At 42.4% G+C, this 20,033-nt stretch carries 12 protein-coding genes; 9 read left to right on the forward strand and 3 right to left on the reverse strand.

Annotated elements, in window-relative coordinates; all coding sequences use genetic code 11:
* Complete coding sequence (locus tag BV902_RS08720) at positions 1–2,256, forward strand: GH92 family glycosyl hydrolase (protein ID WP_075991604.1); 2,256 nt, start codon at positions 1–3, stop codon at positions 2,254–2,256.
* Between the two features lie 186 nt (positions 2,257–2,442).
* Here the strand turns inward: BV902_RS08720 and BV902_RS08725 are convergent, their stop codons facing one another.
* Together BV902_RS08725 and BV902_RS08730 are read right to left on the reverse strand one after the other, a co-directional pair.
* On the reverse strand, positions 2,443–4,929 hold the full coding sequence (locus BV902_RS08725) for a glycoside hydrolase family 95 protein (protein ID WP_083663529.1): 2,487 nt from the start codon (positions 4,927–4,929) through the stop codon (positions 2,443–2,445).
* Between the two features lie 3 nt (positions 4,930–4,932).
* Entirely contained in the window at positions 4,933–6,177 is a 1,245-nt protein-coding gene (locus BV902_RS08730; protein ID WP_075991606.1) for a glycoside hydrolase family 71/99-like protein, read from the reverse strand.
* Positions 6,178–6,500: 323 nt separating this feature from the next.
* Here BV902_RS08730 and BV902_RS08735 point away from each other — a divergent pair, with 323 nt between their 5' ends.
* The 6 genes from BV902_RS08735 to BV902_RS08760 all read left to right on the forward strand — a co-directional run bounded on the left by BV902_RS08735 (position 6,501) and on the right by BV902_RS08760 (position 14,464).
* Complete coding sequence (locus BV902_RS08735; RefSeq protein WP_075991607.1) at positions 6,501–9,614, forward strand: SusC/RagA family TonB-linked outer membrane protein; 3,114 nt, start codon at positions 6,501–6,503, stop codon at positions 9,612–9,614.
* Positions 9,615–9,623: 9 nt separating this feature from the next.
* The gene (locus tag BV902_RS08740) at positions 9,624–11,240 is read left to right on the forward strand and encodes a RagB/SusD family nutrient uptake outer membrane protein (RefSeq protein WP_075991608.1); all 1,617 of its coding nucleotides are present in this window, start codon (positions 9,624–9,626) and stop codon (positions 11,238–11,240) included.
* A gap of 278 nt (positions 11,241–11,518) precedes the next feature.
* Complete coding sequence (locus tag BV902_RS08745) at positions 11,519–12,226, forward strand: hypothetical protein (protein WP_075991609.1); 708 nt, start codon at positions 11,519–11,521, stop codon at positions 12,224–12,226.
* The gene (locus tag BV902_RS08750; RefSeq protein WP_075991610.1) at positions 12,186–12,791 is read left to right on the forward strand and encodes an erythromycin esterase family protein; all 606 of its coding nucleotides are present in this window, start codon (positions 12,186–12,188) and stop codon (positions 12,789–12,791) included. Before BV902_RS08745 ends, BV902_RS08750 begins: the two co-directional genes overlap by 41 nt.
* A gap of 4 nt (positions 12,792–12,795) precedes the next feature.
* Complete coding sequence (locus BV902_RS08755) at positions 12,796–13,701, forward strand: ABC transporter ATP-binding protein (RefSeq protein ID WP_075991611.1); 906 nt, start codon at positions 12,796–12,798, stop codon at positions 13,699–13,701.
* On the forward strand, positions 13,694–14,464 hold the full coding sequence (locus BV902_RS08760) for an ABC transporter permease (protein ID WP_075991612.1): 771 nt from the start codon (positions 13,694–13,696) through the stop codon (positions 14,462–14,464). The genes BV902_RS08755 and BV902_RS08760 overlap by 8 nt, the downstream gene beginning before the upstream one ends.
* 21 nt (positions 14,465–14,485) lie before the next feature.
* Here BV902_RS08760 and BV902_RS08765 read toward each other — a convergent pair whose 3' ends face one another.
* Positions 14,486–17,239 (reverse strand): hybrid sensor histidine kinase/response regulator transcription factor, encoded by a 2,754-nt coding sequence (locus tag BV902_RS08765; RefSeq protein WP_075991613.1) that lies wholly within the window; start codon positions 17,237–17,239, stop codon positions 14,486–14,488.
* Positions 17,240–17,530: 291 nt separating this feature from the next.
* On the opposite strand from BV902_RS08765, the gene BV902_RS08770 reads away from it, so the two are divergent.
* Positions 17,531–18,853 (forward strand): sugar porter family MFS transporter, encoded by a 1,323-nt coding sequence (locus tag BV902_RS08770; protein WP_075991614.1) that lies wholly within the window; start codon positions 17,531–17,533, stop codon positions 18,851–18,853.
* 199 nt (positions 18,854–19,052) lie between these two features.
* Positions 19,053–20,003: a carbohydrate kinase family protein gene (locus BV902_RS08775; RefSeq protein ID WP_075991615.1), complete on the forward strand. Its 951-nt coding sequence runs from the start codon at positions 19,053–19,055 to the stop codon at positions 20,001–20,003.
* Positions 20,004–20,033 lie beyond the last annotated feature (30 nt).

A 20,033-nucleotide genomic window follows, 5' to 3' on the forward strand; every position in this document is an offset into this window, starting at 1 on the left:
ATGCTAACGAAGAATATCAAACGTAAAACCAATACATTGTTACGCACAATATGTTGCTGTTCTCTTCTTTCGGTCAGTATGCTAAAAGGTTTTTCCCAAGCTAAAATGACGAAAGATTATGTTGACTATGTCAACCCTTATATGGGAAACATCAGCCATTTATTGGTGCCAACCTACCCAACGGTCCACTTGCCAAACAGCCTTTTGCGCGTTTATCCTGAGCGGGGAGACTATACGTCAGACCGTCTGTTTGGTCTGCCGCTTATCGTTACCAGCCATCGTGGAAAATCGGCTTTCAATCTTAGTCCCATGGTGAAATTGCCAAGCAGTTTGAAACCGGTACAACTGTATAGTTACGATCAGGAGGAAATACATCCGTATGCCTATTCGGTGCTATTGGATCAAGAGAATATTCAGGTAGACTATGCGCTGTCGCATCAGTCGGGGATGTATACCTTTACGTTTCCGACAACTTCGACAAAATACCTTCAGTTCAACTCACAGGAAGGGAAACTTCAATGGGATGGACAGGGACTTTCGGGTACACAGGATATTGGTAATGGTACGCACGTGTATATTTATGCTATTCCCGAATCCAAGCCTGTTGCGGTAAAGCGACTGCAAGGCCAACAACTGGAAAATGCAACAGAAGCTGCAGGTAAGAATTCGTGTATGGTATTGGAGTTTAATCAGGCAGGGACTAGCTTGCGCATGAAATATGGTGTTTCATTTATCGATGTCGCACAGGCAAAAGCCAATTTAAAACGTGAAATCAGCGATTTTGATCAAAAGAAGCTAGCTGAAAAAGGGCGTAAAATATGGAACGATGCTTTAGGTAAAATTGCGGTGGAAGACGACAATGAGTCCAATAAGCATGTGTTTTATACCTCCTTATACCGCACCTACGAACGGCCAGTCAATATTTCTGAGGATGGACGTTATTATAGTGCGTTCGACGGTAAGGTACATCAGGACGAGGGCAAATCTTTTTTTACCGATGACTGGATCTGGGACTCCTACCGTGCACATCATCCATTGCGGGTACTGTTAGATCCAGGTACAGAATCCTTGATCCTCAATTCTTTTGTCCGGATGTCTGAACAAATGGAGCAGCCTTGGTTGCCTACTTTCCCTGAGATTACCGGTGATAGTAGACGGATGAATTCCAATCATGGTGTAGCAACTTTGTTGGATGCTTACCGCAAGGGAGTGCGTAATTTTGATATCAAGAAAGCCTATCTGGCAGCAAAAGGTGCGATTACAGAAAAGACACTAGCTCCTTGGTCGGGTAAAGCCGCAGGGAAATTAGACGAGTTTTTTAAGGAGAAAGGCTATATTCCAGCATTATATCCAGGTGAAAAAGAAACGATACCAGAGGTAAACGGTTTTGAACGGAGACAACCGGTCGCTGTAACCTTGGGTACCTCTTACGACTTATGGTGCTTGGCACAGCTTGCTCAAGAATTGGGTATTCAGGCTGATTATGATCTCTTTATGAAGCAATCTTTCAATTATCGAAATCTTTTCAACGAACAGACCAAATTTTTCCATCCCAAAGATGACAAGGGAAATTTCATCATGCCTTTTGATTATGTGTTTTCTGGCGGACAGGGAGCACGGGAGTATTATGGTGAAAACAATGCCTGGATCTATCGCTGGGATGTACAACACAACATTCCGGATCTGATCAAATTGATGGGGGGAAATGAATTGTTTGTCAAGTACCTCGATGAGATGTTTCAGCAGCCTTTGGGTCGGTCGAAATTTGATTTTTACGCACAGCTTCCAGATCATACAGGTAATGTTGGACAATTTTCCATGGCGAACGAGCCGGCTTTGCATATTCCTTATCTCTACAATTACGCCGGACAACCTTGGATGACACAGAAACGGATACATAAACTGATCGGTGAGTGGTTTAGAAACGATCTAATGGGGGTACCGGGTGATGAAGACGGTGGCGGGATGTCAGCTTTTGTGGTCTTTTCCCAAATGGGCTTCTATCCTGTAACACCAGGTCTGACTTCCTACAGCATCGGATCTCCATTTTTTCAGAAAGTGAGCATACAGCTTCCTAATGGCAAGTCTTTTGTAATTATCGGCAAGAATGCATCTGCAAAAAACAAATACATTCAATCGGCGAAATTAAATGGTCAGCCGCTGAACGTTCCACAGCTGACCCATGCCGATGTGCTGAAAGGTGGCACATTGGAATTTGTGATGGGGGATAGCGCAAATCGAAATTGGGGAAACTAACAAAGCTTGCTTACCGGCATGTGTATGTCAGAAAGTAAAAAAGGTAAAAAGCGCTGTTGATCATCGATCAACAGCGCTTTTGTTTATGGATAGCTTTGTCCTATTGTCTATACGCGGTAGGATATTCGCCTTGCTTTAAATCGAATAACCAAAACTTTGATAAGCAGCTCAAATATGGATGCTCCCTTATTGAAACATATCGGGGGTAATCAAGACTGCTGTACCTTTTGTTCCATTCCGTTCGATCTGTTTACCTGCATAGCTGATACAGACCGGACCATTACTGCTGGGTAGGATTTCGGCTTTTTTAAGCTTACCGTTTTCCCATTGTATATTCACCGTACGATTACCTCTTGCTTTAAGTCCGGTTACGCTTCCCTGATCCATGTTGTGGCTTAAAGCGGGTAGCAGCTCGATCAGGTAATTGTTGTTTTTGTCCCTGACCTGGCTTTGCAGCAGCATTTCGGCAATCGCTGCGGTCGCGCCAAAGTTCCCGTCAATTTGGAAAGGTGGGTGATTATCGAACAGATTGGGCAGTGTCTTGTCACTGATCAGGTTATACAATAAGCGGTAGGCATGTTCTCCGTCATGCAATCTATTCCACATATTGATTTTCCAGGCTAGACTCCAACCTGTACCATGATCGCCCCGACTTAATAGCGTCTTTTTTGCAGCTTCGGCTAGTTCGGGCGTATTAACGATTGAAATCTGGTTGCTCGGATGCAAACCAAATAAATGTGAGGTATGCCTATGATTTACCTCTGTCTCTTTATAATCTTCGATCCATTCCATAATGCGGCCTGTTTCTTTGCTGATTTGTGTTGGAATAAGTTTGGTTAAGGCAGCTTGACAGCGTTGTCTGAAATCAGGATCGCAATCTAAGAGCTTTGTGGCTTCAACACAATTTTGCAGGAGGTCGCGGATAATCTGTGTATCCATGGTGGCACCGTAGGTAAAACTGGAAACTTCACCCGATGGTAGGATAAAACTATTCTCAGGGGAATGTGAAGGGTTGGTGGTCCAATAACCGGCAAATGATTTACCTTGGGGGATTTTGACCATAAAATCCAAAATAAATTCAGCCGCTCCTTTCATAATAGGATAAGCCTGGACTTTTAAAAATTCTCGGTCGCCAGTATAGTTATAATGTTCCCAGGGGTGCTGCGCCATCCAGGCCGATCCCATGGGCCAAATGCCCTGTACGCCATCGGCTGGAGCTGTGTAGCCCCAGACATCGGTGAGATGATGTACCACCCAGCCTTTGGCTCCATAGAGCTTGCTTGCGGTACGCTCACCAAAAGGAATTAATGCCTTCGTCAGGTCAAATAGGGGCTTATGCAATTCAGAAAGATTGGTTACCTCGGCAGGCCAATAGTTCATTTGCAAATTAATATTGGTATGAAAATCAGCATTCCAAGGTGGATCCATCTGCCAAGCCCATAAGCCCTGCAAATTTGCCGGCATATGTCCTGGACGTGAACTGCTGATTAAAAGGTAACGACCAAACTGAAAGAATTTGTTGACTAAGGTATTAGGTACCTTTTGCAATTCTTTTGTCAACCGAATGAGTGAATCGGTGGGTAGTTTTGCGAGTTTATCTTGTTCTGGATCAGGAAGATTCAACTTGACCCGATTAAAATACTGTTGGTAATCTTCTATATGAGCTTGTTTTAACTGTTGATAATGCTGTTTGTTCAGGCTACTGATTACCTTGCGGCAGCTTGCAAGTGGATCAATATCCACCGGGGTTTGTGGATAGGCGATATGCTTCAATCCGGGATAATCCGTAGCAGCGGTGACGATGATGGTAATCTCATCTGCTCCGGTAATCGCTACGCGGCCGTCGGCATTGATAAGTTTACCGCCTTTAAGGATTACTTTTGCAATTGCGGCAAACTTTGTTCCGCGCTCATGGGCATGAGCAGATTGGCCAATTTGCCCCTGAAGTAGCAATTGTGTGGGATCTGTCGGATCAGCCGTGCAACTGAAATCCTGGGCTCTTTTCCAGGTGAAGTTTAGATCGAGTGCCTGTTTCTTGTTTGCTGTATAATGGATGACCATCGCGTTGGCAGGAGCTGAAATGAATGACTCGCGAAAGAACTTGACGCCATTATACACGTAGCTTGTTTGTTGCAATGCACGCTCAAGATCAAGCGAGCGCGCATACTGTTCAGCTTTAAGATGGGGCATATCAAACCATAGTTCGCCAAGCGACTGATAGGGTTTGATGTTTTTGGGTAAGCCCATCAAAGTTGTGTCTGCAAGGTCGATTGCTTCTTTATTTTTACCTTCAAAAAGAAGTTGTTGTATGCGGGGCAGATACATTTTCCCCTTGGGATTATTGGGATCCTGCGGATGACCGGCCCAAAGCGTACTTTCGTTCAGTTGGATGCGTTCATCGGCGACACCACCAAAAAACATAGCACCGAGCTGACCGTTACCGAGCGGTAACGCTTCCTCCCAAACTCCTGCGGGGCGTGCATAGCATAACGTTAAAGGGCTTGCGGAAAGACTTGCTGCCGACTGAATCTGTGTGCGGTCTGTCCAGAATTGCGTGATCTTATGTTGCCGCTGACTAGCTGGGGCATCTATTATTTTAGTGGACTGCTGTGCCTTAATTGTTGTGTTGCCCATCAGTAGCAGTGCGCAGTATAGGAGCGTTTTTATTTTCATCTTTTAGTTTCTTTTTGGTTGTTTTACGGGGACTGAGGTTTTGGTTTTTAGGTATTTGCTTGCCTGTCCGGTTAACCAAAGATAATGATCATTGGGAAGATTATCTTCAATACCGACAAATGAACCTGTTCCATTAAGTGGGACATCTTTTTGATGCAGTGTCTTGAATATGGCGGTACCTTCGTCGACTTCATCAAACATGGCGATGTAGAGCATTTGAGCACCAATAGAAAGGTTATACTGTAATTGTTTCCATAAGAAATTTCCGGAATCACGAGGGACAAAGGCACGTGAACTCCCAGTCATGTTCGTCCAGGAGAATCCAGGGAAGCAAAGTGGAGCATAATCGATTTGATGTTGTTTGCACCAGTCCATATCATCTTTGATCAGGGATTTGAACTGATCGAATCCGGCCTGATTATATCGACCAACAAACCAAGGCATAATGATATCTGATTTTTTGATGAGTTCATGCAAAAATGGATCGGATTCAGTATCCTGGCGTAATTCTCGCCAATAAGTCGGTACGCCAAGAAGTACGCTATAGCCGTTTTGTTTGAGGTAATTGACAATACGCTCGGCTGTTTTGAGATTATACTTGCGACCGTCGTTAAATCCGATACCCCAAACGGCAATCAGTGGTTTGCCATGATGAAAAAGATAGGTTTTGGCGCGATCACGCTTTTTGAGGTTCCATTCTTTTTCAAGGGCGGCTACATCGTCCATTAAGATTTTGTCGTCACCATCTTTAATGCCACTAAGGTCGTACATCACGCAGATTGCGCGGTCAAATTCATTGGCTGAATGAATAGCCGAAGTCAACACTGTGTTGAAGTGGTTGCGACCACTGGGGTTAGCGATCTCACCCACGAATCGTTGCATAAATACGCCATCGATTCCGTATTGTTGCATCCATTTAAAATGGAGGTTGACGGAAGAATAGTCATGTGCGCTATAGAGTTTAGCGGGCTTTCCCTCTTTTGTCATAAAAGGACTGTCATAGGTTATTTGATAGGCGCTGACGTCGGGCCAAAAATCGATATTTGTAGAACCGGGTTGGAATCCGTTTTTTCCACGGTAATGGTACCATCCGCGGTCTGCACCATCCGTAGGACTATTGAACCAGCCTTGGTAGCCGGCCATAACAAGGCCGCTATACGAGTCGTATTGTTTTTGTGCGAATAGTAAGCCTACCGAAAAAAGTAGACAGATGCCAAGAAGATGGAATTTGAGCGTTTTAGCTATCATATCGATTTATAATTAAGTTATGCCGCTAAATATCGATTAACCCAATTAATAGTCCATTAATAAAGTATTAATGGAACATATAAGTATTTGTTTTTAATATAACAACAGCGTTCCAGCTTGGATGCAGCCGGTTGCATTGTTTTCTATACTAAAAAAGTGACAAAGTGAATTTCAATAAATAGAAGTCAATCGATTGCGTTATTTACGCAATCGATTTCGTGACACCGTTGTTTTGTTCCCATAAAATATCCCTCTAATTTAACGGGCTGAACCAGTCAATCTAATACTAAACTGACAGACTCAATTTTACTAACTATTTAATTATGATTTCAAAATTTACAAGTAACCAAAAGGTAAGCCTGCTTGCTATTGCTCTTCTTGTTGCGTCTTCGCAAAGTTTGTGGGCCGCAGAAATGCCGATTGCATTTAAACATACAGCAAACAAGGCCGCTCAGAACCAAGTTACCGGGAAAGTAACCGCAGAAGATGGTCCTCTTGCGTCTGCGACTGTTTCGGTCAAAGGAACATCGGTATCGACATCTACAGATGCAAAGGGAACATTTGCAATTCGAGCTAAAGCTGGAGATATTTTGCTTGTTAGTAGCGTTGGCTACAAAACCAAAGAAGTGACAGTTACAGGAACGACCCTATCAATTCAGCTGGAAAGTAATAATGAGGCTTTGGAGGAAGTGGTCGTTGTGGGATTCGCTAAACAAAAGAAGGTAAATTTAACCGGTGCGGTACAAGCGATCACGTCAAAAGATCTACAGGATCGTCCGGTTACCAATGTATCTTCTGCGATCCAGGGTAAATTTTCGGGTGTAACGATTACCCAAAATTCAGGACAGCCCGGTAAAGACAACGGTACGATCCGTATTCGTGGGCTGGGTACCATCAATAATGCGAATCCGCTTGTTATTGTTGATGGAATAGAAAGCTCGATGAATAATATCAACCCCAACGATATTGAAAGTGTTTCGGTATTGAAAGACGGACCTAGTGCAGCAATTTACGGCTCTAAGGCTGCAAACGGGGTTATCTTGATTACGACCAAAAAGGGCGGTAGTGGCAAGCCGCAATTGAATTATACAGGCTATGCCGGTATTCAGGATCCAACACGTCTACCGGAATATATGAACTCTTATGACCATGCTGTTATCTTAAATGAGGCCCTTAAAAATGAAGGGAAGACACAGCGTTTTTCCCAGCAGGATCTTGAACTTTTCAAAAATGGATCTGATCCGGACGGTCATCCCAATACGGATTGGTTAGGACTGCTCTACAAGGGATCGGGCTTTCAACAATCGCATAATTTGCAAGTTACAGGTGGAACAGAAGATGTGCAATATATGGCTTCGGGAGGCTACTTAGGACAAAAAGGCGTTATCAAGGTAGCGAGCTCTGACCGTTATAATTTACGCACAAATGTTGGTGCAAAAGTATCTTCAAGACTTCGATTTGATCTAGGACTGGCGTATAATTATCAACGCATCACCGAACCCGTAAACCCCTATACCGGTGATATGGCGCAGATCTTTAGACAGGTAAACCGTATTCCTAGTTTTATTCCTTATAAATACAGCAATGGAGTATATGGTCGTGGTAGCGATGGTAACCCAATTGCATGGATGGATCTCGAAGCCAAGGATAATATGACCTATAAACATACACAGGTCAATTTCTCCGGTGAATTTCAGATTATGGATGGACTGAAGATCAAGCAGGTTGTAGGCTTTCAACCGATCGACAATATGTCTTCCAAATTTGTCAAAGACATCCAATACTACGCGCCAAATGGTGATTTGGGACCTAAACAAGGGGTGAATAATTTGACTGTTTATAACTTCCAATCTGAACGATTGACTTTTCAAACCTTGTTGACCTATGACAAAAAGATTGGTAACCATCAGATCAATGTTTTAGGCGGTTTTATGGATGAAACATTCCGTGCGGATTACTCCAGTGCTTATGCACAAGGTTTCTTAAATAATGATTTTTCGGAACTGAATTTGGGTAGCAAGGACGGAATGAAAGTCGATGGAGGAGCCAAAAAGCTAATATTACGCTCTTTCTTCGGTCGTATCAATTATGTGTTTGCAGATAAGTACCTATTGGAAGCCAATGTGAGACGTGATGGGACATCGCGATTCTTGGGAAGCAATCGTTGGAGTACATTCCCGTCGTTTTCAGCCGGCTGGCGTATTTCTCAGGAAGATTTCTTTAAAGAATCTTCTTTGTCCGATGTAATCTCAGAATTGAAATTAAGAGGCGGTTGGGGTAAACTAGGAAACCAACAATTAGCGGCAACATCAGACAATTCATATCCTTCTTCCGACGCTTATTATCCAGGCTTATTTACCATTTCTCCTGGTTATAACTATTCTTTTGGTGGTGAGATTAGTTCCGGTGGAGCCATTGTAGAGTCGGCAAACCCAATATTAAAATGGGAGTCAACGACAAGTACCAACATTGGTCTAGACCTGAACTTCAAAAATAATCTGGGCTTTGTATTTGAATACTTTGACCGTAAAACTGATGGGGTGTTGTTAAAACTGCCTGTATCGAACTTATATGGTCTTCCAGCGCCTTACCAAAATGCAGGAAAAGTGCAAAATAATGGGGTAGAGCTACAAGTCAACTATCAAAATAGTATCGGAGATTTCAAATATAGCATTGCCGCAAACGGTTCTTATATCAACAACCAGATTAAAAAATGGGCTAGTGACGAACCACAGGTCAATGGAACTTTCTATATCTATGAGCAGGGACGACCAATCCGTTCGTTTTATGGCTACGAAACTGCTGGAATCTATCGTTCGGACGAAGAGTATAAAAACAGTGGTATTCAAGGCGTGAACGGAACTGTAGGTGCTGGTGATATTATCTATAAAGATCAAAATGGCGATAAGAAAATAGATGGAAATGACCGTGTATATCTAGGTTCGCCCGATCCAAAATTTATCTTTGGTCTGACCTCCAATATGAGTTATAAAAACTTTGATCTGAGCCTATTCTTCCAAGGTGCGGCTAAAGTACAGGGATATCTTTGGGGCGAAGCCATTGGCGGGATCTCGGGATCGGATAAACCGACAACCATTTTTGCAGATCGTTTCAATGCAGAGACCAATCCAAACGGATCTATGCCGAGGGCGTTAACCAGTTGGTCACAAAATAGTCCTTCAGGCACTCCTTCCGATTTCTGGATCCAGAATGCAAGTTATGTCCGCTTGAAGAATATCACCTTCGGTTATACCTTACCAAAAACGTTTACGGATAGAATCGGTATTAAGGGGGCTAAAGTATACTATAGTGGACAAAATCTCTTGACTTTTACCGGATTTGCTAAAGGATTTGATCCAGAGGCTCCAGCGGATTCTAGAGGTAATTACTACCCCCAAGTGAAAACAAATGTGTTTGGTCTTAACGTAAACTTTTAATTGAAAATCATGAAACTTAGAAATATAACGATTGCATTGAGCGTAGCCACCTTACTGTTCTCTTGTCAAAAACTCGATCAGGAACCGTTGGATGCCTATAATGCCGATAATTTTTGGAAAACGGAAGCTGAAACCGATTTTGCTGTAACAGGTTTGTACAGCGGTACAAGGGGAAGCGACGGTAAGCTGGCCGAAGGATCTGCTTGGGAAGACGGTACCCAGATCTTTTACATGGACTGTACTTCGGATAACTCCAATAGTGATTTCCCTTGGGAAGGATTCCAGGCTTTAGGAAATGGCACCGCAACACCGACAAACGCTGGAAATGCAGAGGCACGCTATACGTACGAGCATATCCGTCGAGCCAATTACATCCTTGAAAATATTGAAAAATCGCCGGTTAATGCTGAAAAGAAGAAGCGGCTGACCGCCGAGGTACGCGTTATACGAGCATACAAGTATTTTGATATGGCAACCTTATTTGGGGGAGTACCTATCATTACGAAAACTTTGACGACAGAAAATTCGTTCGTACCTGCAAATACGCAAAAGGAAGTATTGGAATTTGTGGAAAAAGAATTGAAAGAAGCTGCTGCAGATTTGTCGTTTGCTAAGGGAGGCGGCCGTATGTCCAAAGGTGCTGCCCTTGGTTTATTGGCGCGCTGTTATGCTTTTGAGAAGAAATACCAGGATGTCATCAATACAACACAGGAGATCATTTCTTCGGCTAATTATAAATTATTCGATGATTATGCGACCTTATTTGAAGAGGCAAATGAAAATAACAGTGAGGTCATGATGAATATCGAATATTTGGTAAATATTCAAGGATATACTTCACTTGGTATTATGCTGCCCAATTCAATGGGGGGATGGGGGTCTATTGTACCAACACAGAGTCTGGTAGATGCTTACGAAACTGCCGATGGACAGACTATTGGCGAGTCAAAATCTTATGACCCTGCCAGTCCATATGAAAAAAGAGATCCACGCCTGGGCGCAACAATTGTTTACCCAGGAGCACTGTACAATGGTAAATATTTCGATCCATTAAATCCGAAATCGGAAGATTATCCATCTGGTCCAGATAATGCATCCAGCACAGCTTACAACTATAAAAAATATATCCAAAATCCGAGCAGTTATGCGAACATTTGGAACGTAGGTACCAACATTATTGTGATGCGTTATGCCGAAATGCTTTTGTTAAATGCGGAAGCAAAGATTGAATTGGGGATTATCGATAATACCGTATATGATAATATCGATCTAGTTCGCCAGCGCGCTAAGATGCCAAAAGTAGACAAAGCCGTATACAGTGGCCAGAGCAAACTGCGTGAATTGGTACGTCGTGAGCTGCGTGTAGAATTCGCCGGAGAAGGACGTCGTCGCTTTGATATTATTCGTTGGGGAATAGCCAAAGACGTAATGAATGGTCCTGTAAATGGCGCGCTGTCCAAAGGTACGGTGGATCCTAAAACAGGCAAGGTTACCTATACTTCGTTAACTGATCGTTTTTTCTCTGAAAATAGATCGTTCAAAGCTGGAAAAAATGAATTGTGGCCAATTCCACAAGCTGTCATCGATAATAGCAAAGGAACGTTGAAGCAAAATGTAGGGTATTAATTTTCTCCTGCTATATTTTTTACGAAGCAAGCAAGCAAGCAAGCAAGCAAGCAAGCAAGCAAGCAAGCAAGCAAGCAAGCAAGCAAGCAAGCAAGCAAGCAAGGCGGTTAAGTGTTATACTCACTTAACCGCCTTTTTATTGTCATGTTATATTTCTAATTTTTTTTGTGTAATTTTTTATGGAAAAAGAAAAAATGATCATCATATATTAAAATACGTCCTACTTTAGCGTAATACGCAGTAGATAGATCAATTATGAATTATATAAACTGAGATAAATGAGAAGTGTTCTATGCGCACTTGCGGTAACGATTATCTTAATCTTATCGTTTAATAAACTTGTTTATGATGATATGCCCGTAGCCAACGCTACGATAGTATTGACCGAAGTAAATCGTCATAAACAAGACGTCAAAAGTATCTTAATGACCGATAGTAATTTTTCGGATTTAAGTTTTTTTGATGCTATGCTAAAAAACAATAGAATCCTGATGTTGGGCGAAATGATGCACAATGATGGCGAAACTTTTAAAGCGAAAGCCAGGATCATTCGTTATCTCCACGAACAGCTGGATTATGATGTTGTTTTATATGAGGCAGGGCAGTATGATATGTGGATGATGAATGCACAGATGGATACCCTGATGGATAAGTCGCAGGAAAAAACGATCGGTGGTACTGGACTATTCGACTTCTGGTGGCAAAATCAGGAAAATCAGCCCCTCTTAACGTATTATAAAAAAACAAAATCAACAGAGCGTCCAATGATCCTCGGCGGATTTGATATCCAATTTTCAGGCAGGGGCTTATCAAATATACGCGTAAAATTATTGGAAGATTTCCTGCTTAAAAACGGGATAGATTCGACCAAATATCCGTTATTGAAAAAAAATAGCAACAGGCTGGAGTATCTAACTTATGAACCTTTTGCCAGTAAACGGCTCAATGCGAACGAAAAAAAAACAGTTCCTGGCAGAACTGGATGAGTTGAACCGTAGGATCCTCAGCGGCGTAAAAGACTCGGAGCATCTGATCTATAGCCGATATCTGTCTGATATGAAGCACAACTTTGACAAATCTTGGCGCTATAAAACTGGGTCGATGCAGAGCATGCATTTTAGAGATTCACTGATGGCGGAAAATCTAACCTATCAGATCGATTCGCTTTACGCCGGCAAAAAGATTATCGTCTGGTGTGCCAATATCCATAGCTTTTCTGCGCCATACAATAAAGATTATCGGCCCCTCGGGACTTATCTAAAGCGTAAATACGGCGCTCAAGCGTATAGTCTGGATTTTACTTCCTATGGACGATATGATAAAACTGGCCGTGTTGTCGATAGAGTGGGTAAGTTGGCCGTGGAAAATGTATTTCATGCCACTAAATCACCCTATTTCTTTTTGGATCTTCGTCACTTGCCCAACAATAGCATGTTAAAACAACGTTTTAGTTCAGTCATTAATCAGGGGATTGATGAAGAAAGAAAATGGCACGAGTTTATCGATGGCATTTTCTATATCGATATCAATAAAGATCCAATTTACCGCTAACAGCATGGAAAGTATCTTAACACAACAACTTAGCTTTAAAATAGGCGCAAAAACAATCTTGGATAATATTAGCCTACAAGTCCCAAACAGGAGTATTTATGGATATCTCGGCCGAAACGGGGCGGGAAAATCCACAACAATCAAATTGCTTTTAGGTCTTTTGGAGGATCAGGCAGATACGATTTTTATTCAGGGAAATAGTCTAAAGGCACATCCCACAGGTGTTTATGCCAATGTTGGAAACTTGGTTGAGGCCCCATGCTATTATACGAAATTGACCGTTTTTGAAAATTTAAAGTACTTGGATATCATCCACAAAAAAGGCAACAAACGCATTGATGAAGTATTGGAAATGGTAGATCTTCATCGGGAAAAGAAGAAAAAAGCCAGTGCCCTGTCCATGGGGATGAAACAGCGGCTGGGAATAGCGATGGCGATTTTTCATGATCCGCAGTTGCTTATCCTGGACGAACCATTAAATGGTCTCGATCCACAGGGAATTGTCGAAATGCGCAATTTGTTTTGTCATCTCAACGAACAGGGAAAAACGATCTTTCTTTCGAGTCATATTTTGAGTGAGCTTGAAAAAATAGCGACACACATTGGTATCATTGAAGGTGGGAAAATGATTTTCCAGGGAACCAAACAGGAGCTGCTGGGACAGGTTGACCGAGAAGTGTACCTACGTACAGCCAGTCCCGAAGCAACAGCTTCGGTTTTGCGAAATAACGGGTTTTCTGGTGTTAAAACCGATGGAGAAAGCGTTGCCGTCACTATCGGCGATGATCTGCAATTTGGTCTTATGATCAAATCTTTGGTCGAAAAGCAGATTGATATTTATGGATTGGAATCCCGTAGTGCTGATCTTGAACAAATTTTTATAAACCTTATCACTCGTGTCAATGACTAATACATGCTATACCGCTTTCTTGTCGGAAAAGTACAAACTCCTACGCAATAGGGAGATTTTTGGGGTACTGATCGTCCCTATGGTGCTCGTTTTTGCGATTGCCGGTTATATTATTTATGATGTTATAGATTCAGGAGGGGCAGTGGCGGTTCCTAACCCTTGGAAACTTCTGCTTGGCAGATATGTTTTTCAGTTTTTTTACCTGCTCTATCCCATCCTTGTTGCTTTATTCGTCTATGCCTGTTGTGATGTCGAGTATAAGAATAATAATTATAAAATACTCTTTACCCTACCCATCAGTAAATCGAATATTTTCTTTTCCAAAGCCGTCTTTATCCTGTTGACCTTACTGTTTTCAATACTCTTTGCTTACGCTGCATTTCTGATCAGTGGTTATCTGCTCAGTCTGATTTACCCCGTACTGGGGTTTCAGAATTATGATTTTAGGGTCGTAATCTTTTATACGTTTTTGAAACTTTTTATTACGCTCTCAGCTATCGCTATGATTCAGCTTGCCCTGAGCCTATTGTTCAGAAGTTTTATCTACCCAATTGGAGTAGGCATGTTTATGTTGGTCTTTTCCGTGCTTGTCGCACAGAAAAGTTTTTCGGATTTTATCCCTTATACAGGTGCCTATAATGCGGTAATGAATATCTTATCTGAGAATGATTCCTTTGCACGGCTAGACTACAGCAACTTACTGATGCTCGTCATATTTCTATTGATCAGTTTTTACTTATTCAAGCGGAAAGGACAGTTTTAATTTGCAGGCGCACCTGATGGGCTATTTTTTGTCAAGTTCTTTTTTATAAGTACTCGGAGACTGGCCATATTTCTTTTTAAAGGCCGAAGCGAAATAGGATGCGGAGGAAAAACCGACACTGCTAAATATTTCGTTGATGTTTAGTCCTTCAGCCATAAGGCTTTTGGCTTTCTTTAATCTTCGTTCGATAATGTATTCATTGACGCTGCAGTCAAGTAACTGTTTGACTTTACGGTAGAGCTGCACGCGGGAGAGGTGAAGCTCGTTGGCAATGCCATCGACACTCAATCGCGGGTCTGATAATTTGGATTCGACAATCGCGGAAAAATTGTTCAGAAAACGTCTATCGTTATCATTGACCTGCTCCGCTTGAGCGCTATCAAACTGTTCCACATTGCTGCTGTATTTTTCTTTAAGCTGATGGCGTGACTGTAGGATGCTTGAAATCCGTGTCCGCAGTAATTCGGCATTGAATGGCTTAGTCATGTAGTCATCGGCCATCAATTTACTTCCTTCGAGCATCGTATCTTCATTGGCGAGTGCACTCAATAAGATGACGGGAATATGTGCGGTCTGATAAAATGCTTTGATGTCCTTTAGAATATCCAGACCGCTACCATCAGGAAGCATAATATCCGTAATGACTAGATCTGGAAAATGTGTCTTCAACATTCCATTGGCTTGTTGCACATCTTTTGCCAGGAAAAGATTGTAATCCCTTTCTAATAGGGAGCGGAGATAATCTCTGATTTCATCATTATCTTCGACGACCATAATACTTTTTGATTTGTTGGATCGAAAAGAAAGATTGTTGTCTACCATCTTTCGTGTTGCCTCCAATATGTCGTCTTGTTGAAACAGCGGTTTTTCTCCCTTGTCGAAATCGGCCAGTTCAGCAGGCTCGTAGTGACTATTTCCAATTGGCATACGTAGGGTGAATATCGATCCATGACCGGGTTTGCTACTCACAGTGATTTGGCCATGATGCAGTTCGATGATCTGTTTGGTGTAGGCGAGGCCGATTCCGGAGCCATTACGGCTACTGGCACCCTGATAAAAAGGATCAAAAATATGCTCAATATCACTTGGAGCAATCCCCAGGCCATTATCCAATACACGTAGATAGAAATAGTCTTTGAAATTGTTTTCTTCCAATATAATTTCAATTCTGCCACTTGCCGCCGTATGTTTGATCGCGTTGGACAATAAATTGGATAAGACCTGTTCCATGAGGTATTCGTCCATCCAAACCTCTTTCAAGCTTGTTTTGTTGACATAACTGACGGAGATCCTGTTTTTCTTAAACAAGGGTTTGAAACTACCTATTACCTGCTGAATAAATGGGTCAATGTAAACGATGGCCGCATGTAGCTTAATCTTGGATTTACTGATGCGATGGATATCAATGAGGTCGCTGACCAAACGTTGTAGTTTTTTTGCATTCCGTTTGATGCGCGACAACTGTTCTCTGACCTCTTCGCTAAGATCTTTTCGTAATTCAAGGTCCTCGATAGGCGCGATGATAAGGGTTAGCGGGGTTTTAAATTCATGCGAGATATTGGTGAAGAAATTATTTTTGATTTCTGCCGCTTGCTGAATTTGACTGTTCATCTCGACGATCTGTTTTTGTTGCGCAAGAATCTCGCTATTCTGGACTTCCAGATGTTTGTTCTTTTCCCAGTTGCTCCTGATCACGATAATAGAAATTCCCCCAAAGACAACAGCTAGCACCAAGCTAACGACCAATACATTAAGAACGGACTTTTGGCTTTGGTAAATCTTATTCTGTTCCGTAATAAACTCCTGCCTTTTGTCAATATCGAGCTGCTGTTGTTTTATTTTATCCGACTGCAGGGCAAGCAACTCCGCGTTGGTTTTATCGATGACAGAGGTTTCGAGTATATTCTCGCGGCGGTAGTTTTGGTGGTTGATGATAGCCAAGGCCGTTCGAATGGCTTCGGCCCCGCCAGTGGGGTAGAGTATGGAAGCAAACATTTTGCCCTGTATGATCTGTTCAAGGCCATTTCCGGGACCAGGAAGAGCATCAACACCAATGATCTTAATGTCCTTTTTGATCTGGGCTTCGTCCAATGCTTTTTTTACCCCCATGGCCATCTGATCATTGAATGTAAAGATAATATCACTCTGGCTCATGACGTTTATATGCTTACGCATTTCCAGATAGGCTTTATTTTTCTCCCAGCCCCCGTGAATGAGGCCGCTCACCTGAATCGCTGTGGCATCTCCAATTTGCTGGATAAAGCCTTTTTCACGCTCTATTGAAGCCGAGGTGCCCGATAGCCCTGTGACTAATCCGACCGAACCCTTTCCTTCTAAAATCGTGCGGCTATATTGACCGGCCAGTTTCCCGATGGCGAGATTGTCGGCGCCCACATAAGCATTATATTGGCCGGAGGAGGTCTTACGGTCTGTTACGATGACAGGTATATTGCGTTGGAATACAGAATCTACAATTGGCGTGAGTGGCTCGGCCTCATTTGGGGATACAATCAGAAGATCGATATCCTGTTTGACTAATTCGCGAATTTGATTGATCTGTACATTATTGTCGCCATGTGCGTCGCGATAAAGAAAGTCAATATCGGGATTGAAGGAAAGTTCCCTTTTCATTTCCTCGAGCATCGTTTGTCGCCAGGCATCGTTTCCGATACACTGCGAAAAAGCGATGACCTGCTTTTTCTTCCGGACCATTGGTTGACATCCACAAAAAAGAAGCAAGGTCAATAGGCCACTAAAAATGAAATATTTTCCCATGATTTTTTTCCCTTAAATATCCGAATATACATTATTTAGCTTTTTTTGGGTAACAGTGGTTGTGTTAGTGTATATTTTACACTAAAATAGGAGCCTTCAAAAATGTATCATTTTCTAAATTTTCTGTTTAAAAAGTGAAAGTTTTGAAAAGTAAAGTGAATGTAAGTGTTAGATTTTTAGTGTTTTAGTGTTTTTAAAAAAATGTTACATAAATAAATGTTTTTGCGAAGTCCAAATTTAAGTTAAGATGAAGCACGTGTTAAATTTGATTAATCAATTATAGATCATCACATGAACAAAAACACGGTATTAGCTTGGTCCTTTGTAGTGGCTTTAGGCGGATTTTTATTTGGATTTGATACAGCGGTTATTTCGGGAGCAGAAAAGGCGGTTCAGGAGCACTGGCATTTAAGTGAGTTTCAGCATGGACTGACAATGGCCATCGCCTTGATAGGGACAGTTGTCGGCGCAGCATTAGGTGCACTGCCTTCCGATAAATTAGGCCGTAAAAATACCTTATTTGCTGTTGCAGCCCTTTACTTTATTTCAGCGATTGGTAGTGCACTGGCGAATGACTGGACGATATTTATTTTATTCCGCTTTTTGGGTGGCATAGGAGTTGGCGTCTCTTCGGTAACGGCACCAATCTATATATCAGAAATCTCCCCGGCAGCATCGCGAGGTAAGTTGGTAGGGCTTTTTCAATTCAACGTTGTATTAGGTATTTTGATAGCCTATTTGTCCAACTATTTTATCGGTCAGGTTGGCGAAGAGTCCTGGCGCTGGATGCTGGGGGTGCAGTGCTTTCCGTCGTTGTTATTCTTCTGTTTGATCTTCCTCATCCCGGAAAGTCCGAGATGGTTGCTGCTGCACCGAGGGAATTTGGCCGAGGCAACGCGGATTATGAAAAAAATTAATTCGGATGGTTACGAGCTGGAGATTTCAAAAATTCAGGAGTCCAAAAACAATTCCGCAGGAGAAGGCAAACTCTTCGTTCGCGAAAATGCCAAACCTATTTTATTGGCCTTTTGTTTTGCGCTGTTCAATCAAGTTTCAGGTATCAACGCGATTATATATTATGCGCCCCGCGTATTTGAAATGGCTGGTTTAGGCTCACAGAGTTCATTGCTTTCGACAGTTGGTATAGGGGTTGTCAATTTTATTTTTACGTTGCTGGCGATCAATTTCATCGATAAGGTGGGCAGAAGAAAATTAATGTTGGTGGGCTCGATCGGGCTGATTGTTTCATTGGCACTCGTTTCACATGCTTTTTATACCAACCAAACGACGGGTTTTGCGATCACAATCTATCTGATGAGTTTCATTGCCTTTTTCGCATTCTCGCAAGGTGCGGTGATTTGGGTATTTATTTCGGAAATTTTTCCGAACGACGTACGTGCCAAAGGGCAGACATTTGGTAGCTTGACACATTGGGTGATGGCGGCGATTATCACCTTTTGTTTCCCAGCCTTGACAGAAATGCTCGGTGGCGGGGGTACCTTCTTGATCTTTGCCCTATTTATGGTGCTGCAGCTTGTTTATGTGCTTAAGTTTATGCCGGAGACAAAAGGGAAATCATTGGAAGATCTTGGGCATACCATCAATCTACATTAGTCTTTAGCTGGACTACACCAATAGGTGTCGAAGTAGCCATGACGCGACTGGCGCCTATCGAAAGTTATTTAATCAAAGACAATGTGATAACATGTTGTGTGTATCTATTGTCAACATTGAATTTAAAGGGAAATATAATAATCAATTTGTTACTTGGTTTTTGGCGCTCGGCCGAAGCTTCGTATAAAAAGGAGAAAATATGAAAAACGGAGATAAATCAATACAGGGTATTTGTTTTGGCGAGGTTCTTTGGGACAATCTTCCTACAGGTAAAAAATTAGGCGGTGCGCCTTTGAATGTGGCTTATCACCTCAATAAATTGGGGGTTACGACGCGTATGCTAACGCGCATAGGGCGTGACGATAATGGTTACGAGTTGCGTAACGTATGTGAAGATCTGGGTATCCCGACCGATTTCTTCCAGTACGATGACCTGTTACCAACTTCAACAGTAGAGGTTTCGATCGATGCAAAACGCGACGTGCATTACGATATCGTTTATCCTGTAGCTTGGGATAGAATAGCGGTGGACAATGTTGTTCTTGAGGCAGTTGCAGCGGTGGATTTTTTGGTGTATGGTAGTCTAGCCTGTCGGGATGAAGTAAGTTTTCAAAGCTTGCTATTACTGCTGGAAAAAGCCCGCTTCCGGGTGATGGATGTCAACCTGCGTACACCTTATTTTGGTCCGGAAAAAATACATACACTGTTGGGCTACGCTGATTTTGTGAAAATGAATGCCGAGGAACTGCATGTTATTTCCGACTGGAATGGCGCAACGGATGCCTATACCGATCAGCAGCGTGTGGACTTGATCATGGAGCGTTTTGCAATTCAGGAGGCAATTGTAACCTATGGTGCAGATGGTGCGGTATATCATTATAAAAAAGACAATATCAGTTATCATTTTCCAGCCTTGAAAGTTCAGGTAGAAGATACCATCGGAAGTGGTGATTCTTTTTTGGCGGCTTTCCTGACCAAAAGGTTTCAGATGCAGGAAGGTGTTCAGCTGGAGGAAGTACTGGAATTTGCGGCCACCTTAAGTGGATTTGTGACACAGAGCCGGGGGGCTTGTCCTGAATATAACGATGAGGTCATCAATCGATTCCAATGGTTGCATCCGATCTTCAATGGAGCTCAGAAGCAACAGTAGGTAAACTGCTTCTTTACGAAGCAGTTTACC

This window comes from Sphingobacterium sp. B29 (assembly GCF_001952815.1).
Taxonomy (GTDB): Bacteria; Bacteroidota; Bacteroidia; order Sphingobacteriales; family Sphingobacteriaceae; genus Sphingobacterium; species Sphingobacterium siyangense.